Consider the following 8,159-nt stretch of genomic DNA (forward strand, 5'->3'; position numbering starts at 1 on the left):
AATCCTCGACGGTCGCACGCTTCCGCCACTTCGCGACCGTCTTGGGATTGATGCCCAGCTCTTGGCTCAGCTGCGCGAGCGAAGCTTGCGATCATTCGGGCCGACCCTCGGACCGATGGCGGGCCCGCCCTCATTATTGCTGCTCTGACGGCGTACGTGGTCCTGGCGCCGCCATGACGAATTTGTCCCATAATGCTTCCTTCCATTCCAACGAAAGGATCACACCATCAAACCGTGGGATCAAATACCTAGAAAGCCATAGGAATGGCTTGCGTTACGATTACGCCGAAGCCCGGCGTCGACCACTAATACAGACCTGCGCGCGCGCAGAAGCTGCAGGGTGGCTGCCATTCCGGCATAACCACCCCCGATCACGATGACATCGTGCATATTCAATCCTTTTAAGTATGCCTTTCCGCATGGCGGCGGCTAAAGTCGGCGGCCAGGTCGGCAAGGGTGACATGGGCGAAGCGGTCGAGAAGCAATGCCTCGGCGTCAGCAAAAGCCCCTTCCAAAGCAGCGTTGACAGATTGCTCCACAAGGCAGGACGGGCTCTCGTTGCGATTGCCGATGGCGAAAATGGCAGGTTCGCCAAGCGCCTCGTGCAACTGACGCAAAGTGACGGTGTCTAGGTTTGCCGTAATACGCCATCCGCCTGCGTGACCACGATCCGATGCGACCAGGCCCGCCTCGCGCAAAAGCCCCATAGTGCGACGCACAACCACGGGATTGGCGGCCAGGCACCGGCCGAGAGCCTCTGAGGTCATGGGGCCATCATGCTCTGTCATGTGCAGCAGCGCGTGGAGGACGGAGGAAAGGCGACTGTCTCGTTTCATTCATGCAGGGTGCGCTTGGCGGCGAGGCGCTTCTCGAGCACGTCGGGGTCGTAGTTGGCGTCGTAGAGCAGGCCGGCTGCGGCTTTCTCAAGTTCGATCATATCTGGGTGCAGTCATTGAGCTGAGAAGGCGGGGCTGAGCACTTCGCGTCAATGCCCACCCATAGCACTGGCAGTGGTTGCTGAGCACATATCAGGTTCGGGATCGTTGACGAGCGCTGCGACTGGCCACCTTGGGCACTTCACGTCAGTCTTCAGTTCCTGACGACGTGACGGCTACAGGATGGCCTCCTAGGCGTGGGATCGGCCCTTAACCGTCGTTCGATTCCGACCAAACGCCGCGATGCAGGTTCCTCCTAGCGGACATTGGAAGTGAGGTGGTCCCCGAAAACTGGACACTGGCATAAGCTCGGATCTGCAGTCTGCTGATCTTCATCACGAGGGAGATCGACGATCTCGAAACGAAAGCAGCACGCGCCTGAGTTCGAGGCGAAGGTGGCAATTGAGGCGCTGAGAGGCGACAGTAGGAGCAACGCAACCCGATCAGCAGGAGCAGATCAGAGCTTAAAAAGCGCCAGATCCTGTCCAAGAGATGGGGAGCACCTCAGCACACCCTGGCGGAACTGAAGCGGCTACCACCGAAGAAGCCGTGCCGAAACAAAAATGCATTGCGTAAAACTGCTGGGCCAGCGGCTAAGGGCACGGGACTTCAACCGCCAGGTCGCGGAGGTTCAGGTGCGCATCGCGATTCTGGACGGTTGCAACGCCCTTGGCATCCCCGTCGAAAAGGCTGTGGGATCAATCCATCTGGGGTAAGGTGAGAACCGTCCGCCAGCTGATTTGCGCAACAAAGCCGAGATCCTCTGCAAAGATAAACAAGCATAGTTTCCATACACGCCGCCTTGAAGGGAAAAACTATCGGATTGAATGAAAACCTGCACGCACTCTGCATATTTTAATGCGATATCATCCATTATGAAGAACATCCGCAGGTCTTTGTTCGCCAAGATATTTACCGCTATTGCGGCAACCGCTGTCGTGGTCGTTATGGTTATGGCGGTGATGGTTGCTGCATGGATGCGGGACGGTTTCTCGCAGTATCTACTTCGGGGGGAACTGGCGCGGTTCGACGAAGTGGCATCCAATCTAGCTGACGCATATCAGGGCGGTTGGACCCAGTTCGCGGATCGCCCGGAACAATGGAGCGATTTTGTGCGCAAGCATGCCCCACAGCCGGGTATGGGCCACAGCAGACCGCCTCGTCCTGGGCCCGGCGGGCCGCCGCCCGGGACAGGTACGCCGCCACCCTTTGGCGCAGGTGGTGAAGACCTGAGATTGGACCAACGGCTTGTTCTCCTTGATCGCGACGGCATCCAGATTGCGGGAAACCTGCACCGTACGAACGTGTTTGAGCGTCGCCCGATCTGTACCCGGAACGATTGTGCCGAAGGAGATCTTTTGGGCTATCTTGGGATGAACGCACCCGTGGCCGCCGAGAACGCCAGTGATGCCTTTTTTCTGCGGGGCCAGTACAAGTCTCTTTTGCTGGCGGCTTTGATCGCCATCTCCGTTTCCGCCGTTGCGGCCTATATCATCGCGCGTCAGTTGCTGGGACCGATACGGCGATTGGAGGCCGGCGCGAAAACGATGGCCTTGGGCAATTATGCTGCGCGGATCCGACAGGATCGCACGGATGAATTGGGGCAGTTGATCGGCCACTACAACACCTTGGCCGCAACGCTTGAAAAGACGGCAAAGGCCGAGCGGGAGTGGATATCGAACACCAGTCACGAATTGCAAACCCCCCTTGCGGTGCTGCGCGCCCAGATCGAGGCACTTCAGGACGGGATACGTCAGCCCGATCCAAAGACGCTGACCGAGATGCACGCGGCGCTGATGCGGTTGTCCCGATTGGTCCAAGACCTCAAGACGCTGTCCTACGCGCGCGAGGCAGAACTGTCGGCGAGTTTTGCCCGCGAAGACCTGTCAGTGATCGCACGGCTGTCTGCCCAGACGGCGCGATCAAGGCTGGCCACGCAGGGCATAGATCTGGAGCTTGATTTGGCGGCCCGGATCCTGATCGATTGCGACGGTGGGCAAATTGGTCAGGTCATCGATAACCTCCTTGAGAATGCGGGCAGATATACGGACGGACCGGGGAAAGTGCGCATACGATTGAGAGACACAGAGGATTTTGCGATTCTGACCGTCGATGACACGCCGCCTGCCCCGCCGGATGCCGATATTGGTCGGCTGTTTGATCGGTTTTTCCGTGTGGAGGGTTCAAGATCACGGGCATCAGGTGGGTCGGGATTGGGCCTTTCCGTGTGCAAGGCGATTGTCGAAGCCCATCGCGGCAAGATTACCGCCGGACACTCGGAACTGGGCGGGCTGCAAATCACACTGCGATTGCCCAAGGATACCCCATGACAGCGCCGCGCATCCTGATCGTCGAGGACGAAGTGACCCTTGCCGAAGTCGTGCGGGATTATCTGATCGCAGCGGGGATGAGTGTCGACCTGCTGGCCGAAGGCACAGGCGCTGTCGAGATAGCCCTTGCCCAGCAGCATGATCTGGTCATCCTGGACCTGATGCTTCCTGGTGTGGATGGCCTGACGATCTGTCGCGAATTGCGCAGAACATCTGATGTGCCGATCATCATGACGACCGCAAAGGTCGAGGAGATCGACCGCCTGCTCGGGCTTGAACTGGGGGCCGACGACTACATGTGCAAGCCTTATTCCCCCCGCGAACTCGTCGCGCGGGTAAGGGCGGTCTTGCGCAGGCGCCCCCCCGGCGGAGCGGTCGCGCACGCGTCGGGCGCTCCACGTTTGATGGTTGATGCCGACAAGTGGCAGGCAACGATCGACGGTATACAGCTTGGCCTCACGCGGCGGGAATTTGCGTTGCTGCAATCGCTTGTCGCGCGTCCCGGGCGGGTCTTTTCGCGCGATCAACTGCTGTCGCTGGCTTTTCCGGATGATACAGAGGTCTTTGACCGTACCGTTGACAGCCACATCCGGAACATGCGCCGAAAAATTGCGGCTGTCAGTTCGTGGGACCCCATTCGCTCGGTCTACGGTGTGGGCTATGCCTACGACGGCTGAAGCGGGCAGCATCTGCTTTTCCGCTGACGGATGCGCTGAAACAGTCACAGCAGGGGTTTTTTCTGCTGCCTGCAATTTGCCTGCATAGTTGCTGCAAACTCACTTCACGAAAAACGGTGAAACCGAGCCTGTGAACGGCGAATCAACGCCCCTACAGGAGACGTAAAATGTTTGTGGAAAAACTCAGAGCGATCCGTGCGCAGTCCGCGGCAGCCCGGAAAATTCCGGCCTGCAAATCGACCGTCCCGGGCCTTCGTGGCAACCAGAACACCATCCTTGCCCTGACCTTTGCCACCGTCGTCCTCGGTGCGCTGAACGTATCGGCGGCCTACGCAGAAACCGTTGCGGCACCTTCAGAGCAAGGCTTTTCGGTCGCACAGTCCGCTCCGGCTGGACAAGGAAACCGGGCGGCACGTCCACCCCGCGAAGCGCTTGAAGCCTGCGCAGATGCAGATCCACAGGCGGCGTGTTCATTCAATGGTCGCGACGGTCAGGCCGTCCAAGGCAAATGCACGTCGCCTAAGGCAGATGTGCCTTTGGCGTGCGGGCCTGCAAATCCGCCAAAGAACGGCTGAGTTACACCCCTCTAGTCCAGTTCCAGATACATCTCGGAAAGGAAAGCTCGTGGGATCTCTCATAAAGCTGCCCGTATTACTGTTGGCCACCTATCTTTCTGTTGGCGATGGCCGTGGCGCCACCCCCAAGAAGGGTGTGCAGATTGACCTCTCAGGGCATCATACCGTCAACACCCCTTCGTCTGACGGGCGTGATGGCGCCATTCCGGGAACTGTATCGCATTTCGCGTCGAATATGACCGAAACCGAAGCTGATGAAAGGGCGTGGGTTCTGTCCGGCGGTGCCGGACAGAGACCTGGGAGCGACGCTTGAAACGGGCGCTTGGCGTCACGATGCCGTATGCCCTGTGCGCTCTTGCACTCTGTGTGACCGGGCATGCCAATGCAGCAGAGACGCTTGAAAAGGTGGATCAGGCCGATCTCAACGGCCTGGTCACGAATGGTCAGGGCAATGCCGCCTTCCTGCGTGCGTTCGAGGCGGGTGATGAGTTATCCGAGTTCGAGTTTACCGCCGATCAGGGTGTAGGTGCCAATATTGGTGAGGGCCGTCGCTTTACCAGGTTCCCGCGCGCCGATCTGAACGGCGCCGGGGAATGGGCGACGCATTTCCCAAAACGCGAAGGCGGTGCAAACGCCACAAGCTGCATCAGTTGTCACAGCGCACCGTTCGCCAACGGAGCCGGAGGCGTCGCGATGAATGTGGTCCTCGATCCGGATCATACAGGCGATCCAAGCCAGTATCTTGAACGGAACACCACGTCCCTTTTTGCGCTCTCCATCCCGCAACGCCTCGCAGAGGAAATGAGCGTCGAGCTTTACCTCCAGCGCCAAGGCGCAAGGGATCTTGCCTGTTCAAAGGGTGCAGCGACCGTGGCTCTTGTGGCCAAGGAGGTAGAGTTCGGCACCTTGTCATTGACCCGCATCAACGCGGACCCCTGCGAAGTGAAGACTGATACCAGTCAGCTGGCCGGTATCGACGCTGATCTGGTGGTTCGCCCGTTCGGCTGGAAAGGCAATCACGCCACAATCCGGGCGTTTACCCGCGATGCGGCGCATAACGAATTGGGTTTGCAGGCGACCGAGCTGGTTGGCGCACGGGACGGCGATTATGATGGCGTGATCCACGAGCTCAGCGTTGGTGACGTCACCGCGCTCACCCTGTACATGGCGGCGCTCGAGCGGCCTGTCAGCACGGTTGAGCTTGCCGACTTCGGGTTGATCGAACTCACGGTCGCGCAGCGTTCAGACATCGCCGCCGGAGAGCATCTGTTTGCCACCGCGGGGTGCAGCGGTTGTCACGTCCCAAGCATGACAATCGCCAACCCGACATTTAGCGAACCAAGCCAGACTGCCGGATACCACGATGTTCTGTTTCCCGACGGGTCAGATCCCGGCGCCCACGGGTTGGGTCCCGAAACCGCTATCACGTTCAACATGCGGCTTGACCCGCCGAACAATCAGGTTCTGTTGGAAAATGGCAATTTGCATCACCTGGGCGCGCTTGAAACCGACGCAGATGGAAATGGGCGCGCCCGCTGGTTCTCCAATTTCAAACGGCACGACATGGGTCCCGCACTGTCGGACCCGTCCGATCCGCTTGGCATGGGCGCATCGATGTTCATGACCCGCTCGCTTGCTGGTGTGGGCTCAACCGGTCCATGGCTGCATGACGGACGCGCGACAACTCTGGATGAAGCGATCCTTACCCATGGTGGAGAGGCGACCGCCAGCCGACACGCCTATGCTGCGATGTCCGATGCGGATGCCGCGAGGATCGTGACCTTCCTCGAAAGCCTCATCCTGTTCATCGCCGATACAGCGCACTGATGATCGCAGCCCGTGAGCACGACCGACGGACGAGCCCGATGACATCCAAAACTTGCGTCTGGCCAGTCCTTTTTGTGCTTGCCTGTCCTGGCGCGGCATCAATGGCGCTGGCCCATCCCAACATCGATGAATTGTCTGAAACGACCTCTGCGGAACAGCAACGAACCGTTGATTGCACGTTGGAAAACGGCGCGGCAACGACCTGCTACAAACTCACTGCCAATGACCAGCCCGAAGGTCTGGACATCAGACCCTTCTGTCCGGCGATCTTTACGGATGCGGGTGTCATCTGGGAGTGGACAGCCGAAAACGCCAAACTCTACCGCGTGGATAGCCCCCACCATCGAACCGCCACGTCAAACGCCGGGCGAATGCGTCTGCCCGGCCTGCCCGCAGGACTCTGACATGTGTCATACACCTACCACCGAATGCCGCATCGGACGCAGACACCTGCTGTTGGGGTTGGGTGCGACCGCGCTTTCGGCCTGTACCAGTCGGATCGATGCGTCAGCACTCACGACCGTGACGGCGGCGGATGATCCGTTATCCGGGTTTCGCTTTTTCGCCGATGACGGTCCCGATGAGTGGCTGAAGCATTTGCACCCGCCGCAGTCTTCCTGGTCTGCCACAGGACCCAAAGTTCTGGCCCTATCGGGGGGCGGCGAGGATGGCGCGTTCGGCGCAGGCGCACTTGTGGGTTGGTCGGCACGCGGTGACAGACCGGATTTTGATCTGGTGACCGGCATTTCAACTGGTGCACTGATCGCCCCGTTTGCGTTCATGGGCCAGGACTATGACGACGTTCTCACCCAAGTCTTCACCCAAACTGATGCGAACGACATTATGCGCTTGCGCCCTTTTCAGGCGGTGTTCAGCAACGCGCTCTTTGACACGACGCCGCTTGCGGAGTTGATCGCTGAGTTCACACCGCCTGCTTTTATACAGGCCGTCGCAAGGCGACACGCGACGGGCAAAAATCTGCTTGTCGTCACCTCGGAACTCGACAGCGCCCGTGCCTCGGTCTGGGATATGGGTGCGATTGCGCAGGCGGGGCAATATGATCTGTTTCGCGGTGTCATGCGCGCCTCTGCGGCGTTGCCGGGCCTCTTTCCGCCCGTCAGCCTCAGCTTTGCATCGCGCGGCAAGACCTATTCCGAAACTCACATCGATGGGGGCGTTCACATGCAGTTTCTTGCCGTGCCAAGCTTTGCCTTCACGATGCCGGATCAGGAGCTGGAAGGCGGGCATATCTATGTGATCATCAACAACACACTCAATCCCGCGCCAGAACCTGTCGGGCGGTCTGCACTAAGCATATCACAACAAGCACTTACAACGACAGGTCGGGCAAGTGCGCTGTTGCAAGTCAATGCAACACAGTTGTTTGCGCGCGAAAAAGGGCTGCGTTTCTCCGTAACCTCAATCGATCCGAATGCGGGTGTTCGGTATGATCCATCGGATCGATTTTCATCCACTTATATGAACGCACTCTATCGGCACGGCAGAGATCGCGCACAAAAGGGCTCGCTCTGGACAAAGAGTTGCGAGGAACGTGCTGTTCCCCTAGGTATTTGATCCCACGGTTTGATGGTGTGATCCTTTCGTTGGAATGGAAGGAAGCATTATGGGACAAATTCGTCGTGGCAGCGCCAGGACCACGTACGCCGTCAGAGCAGCAATAATGAGGGCGGGCCCGCCATCGGTCCGAGGGTCGGCCCGAATGATCGCAAGCTTCGCTCGCGCAGCTGAGCCAAGAGCTGGGCATCAATCCCAAGACGGTCGCGAAGTGGCGGAAGCGTGCGACCGTCGAGGATT

At 59.1% G+C, this 8,159-nt stretch carries 8 protein-coding genes and 4 pseudogenes; 8 read left to right on the forward strand and 4 right to left on the reverse strand.

All coding sequences use genetic code 11. The features are described 5' to 3' along the window. From ACJJVR_RS04335 to ACJJVR_RS04350, 4 genes and pseudogenes are all read right to left on the reverse strand, one after another. Nucleotides 1-191, reverse strand: a pseudogene (locus tag ACJJVR_RS04335) (hypothetical protein); the annotation flags it as partial. 55 nt (nt 192-246) lie between these two features. Then, nucleotides 247-390: pseudogene (locus ACJJVR_RS04340) on the reverse strand (FAD-dependent oxidoreductase); the annotation flags it as partial. 11 nt (nt 391-401) lie between these two features. Then, nucleotides 402-836 carry an RrF2 family transcriptional regulator gene (locus ACJJVR_RS04345; protein ID WP_405402554.1) on the reverse strand — a complete coding sequence of 145 codons (435 nt, stop codon included), beginning with the start codon at nt 834-836 and terminating at the stop codon, nt 402-404. Then, nucleotides 833-937, reverse strand: coding sequence for a maltose acetyltransferase domain-containing protein (locus ACJJVR_RS04350; RefSeq protein ID WP_405402556.1), 105 nt, complete (start codon nt 935-937; stop codon nt 833-835). Before ACJJVR_RS04350 ends, ACJJVR_RS04345 begins: the two co-directional genes overlap by 4 nt. A 525-nt stretch (nt 938-1,462) precedes the next feature. Here ACJJVR_RS04350 and ACJJVR_RS04355 point away from each other — a divergent pair. The 8 genes and pseudogenes from ACJJVR_RS04355 to ACJJVR_RS04390 all read left to right on the forward strand — a co-directional run. Further along, nucleotides 1,463-1,651: pseudogene (locus tag ACJJVR_RS04355) on the forward strand (IS5/IS1182 family transposase); the annotation flags it as partial. Between the two features lie 159 nt (nt 1,652-1,810). Continuing rightward, complete coding sequence (locus ACJJVR_RS04360; protein ID WP_405402558.1) at nt 1,811-3,265, forward strand: ATP-binding protein; 1,455 nt, start codon at nt 1,811-1,813, stop codon at nt 3,263-3,265. Further along, nucleotides 3,262-3,942, forward strand: coding sequence for a response regulator (locus ACJJVR_RS04365; protein WP_405402559.1), 681 nt, complete (start codon nt 3,262-3,264; stop codon nt 3,940-3,942). The genes ACJJVR_RS04360 and ACJJVR_RS04365 overlap by 4 nt, the downstream gene beginning before the upstream one ends. A gap of 167 nt (nt 3,943-4,109) precedes the next feature. Beyond that, nucleotides 4,110-4,517 (forward strand): hypothetical protein, encoded by a 408-nt coding sequence (locus ACJJVR_RS04370; RefSeq protein ID WP_405402560.1) that lies wholly within the window; start codon nt 4,110-4,112, stop codon nt 4,515-4,517. A 333-nt stretch (nt 4,518-4,850) separates the two neighbouring features. Then, nucleotides 4,851-6,344: a di-heme oxidoredictase family protein gene (locus ACJJVR_RS04375; protein WP_405402561.1), complete on the forward strand. Its 1,494-nt coding sequence runs from the start codon at nt 4,851-4,853 to the stop codon at nt 6,342-6,344. 38 nt (nt 6,345-6,382) lie between these two features. After that, on the forward strand, nt 6,383-6,748 hold the full coding sequence (locus ACJJVR_RS04380; protein WP_405402563.1) for a hypothetical protein: 366 nt from the start codon (nt 6,383-6,385) through the stop codon (nt 6,746-6,748). A gap of 1 nt (nt 6,749) precedes the next feature. Next, nucleotides 6,750-7,919: a patatin-like phospholipase family protein gene (locus ACJJVR_RS04385; RefSeq protein WP_405402564.1), complete on the forward strand. Its 1,170-nt coding sequence runs from the start codon at nt 6,750-6,752 to the stop codon at nt 7,917-7,919. A 49-nt stretch (nt 7,920-7,968) separates the two neighbouring features. Beyond that, nucleotides 7,969-8,159 (forward strand): annotated as a pseudogene (locus ACJJVR_RS04390) (hypothetical protein); the annotation flags it as partial.

The sequence above is a fragment of the Paracoccus sp. Ld10 genome, from assembly GCF_045064235.1.
Classification (GTDB): domain Bacteria; phylum Pseudomonadota; class Alphaproteobacteria; order Rhodobacterales; family Rhodobacteraceae; genus Paracoccus.

What these genes read in the sequence shown, in the direction of transcription:
- ACJJVR_RS04345 (WP_405402554.1), bottom strand. Translation starts at nt 836, where the DNA reads ATGAAACGAGACAGTCGCCTTTCCTCCGTCCTCCACGCGCTGCTGCAC.
- ACJJVR_RS04350 (WP_405402556.1), bottom strand. Translation starts at nt 937, where the DNA reads ATGATCGAACTTGAGAAAGCCGCAGCCGGCCTGCTCTACGACGCCAAC.
- ACJJVR_RS04360 (WP_405402558.1), top strand. Translation starts at nt 1,811, where the DNA reads ATGAAGAACATCCGCAGGTCTTTGTTCGCCAAGATATTTACCGCTATT.
- ACJJVR_RS04365 (WP_405402559.1), top strand. Translation starts at nt 3,262, where the DNA reads ATGACAGCGCCGCGCATCCTGATCGTCGAGGACGAAGTGACCCTTGCC.
- ACJJVR_RS04370 (WP_405402560.1), top strand. Translation starts at nt 4,110, where the DNA reads ATGTTTGTGGAAAAACTCAGAGCGATCCGTGCGCAGTCCGCGGCAGCC.
- ACJJVR_RS04375 (WP_405402561.1), top strand. Translation starts at nt 4,851, where the DNA reads ATGCCGTATGCCCTGTGCGCTCTTGCACTCTGTGTGACCGGGCATGCC.
- ACJJVR_RS04380 (WP_405402563.1), top strand. Translation starts at nt 6,383, where the DNA reads ATGACATCCAAAACTTGCGTCTGGCCAGTCCTTTTTGTGCTTGCCTGT.
- ACJJVR_RS04385 (WP_405402564.1), top strand. Translation starts at nt 6,750, where the DNA reads ATGTGTCATACACCTACCACCGAATGCCGCATCGGACGCAGACACCTG.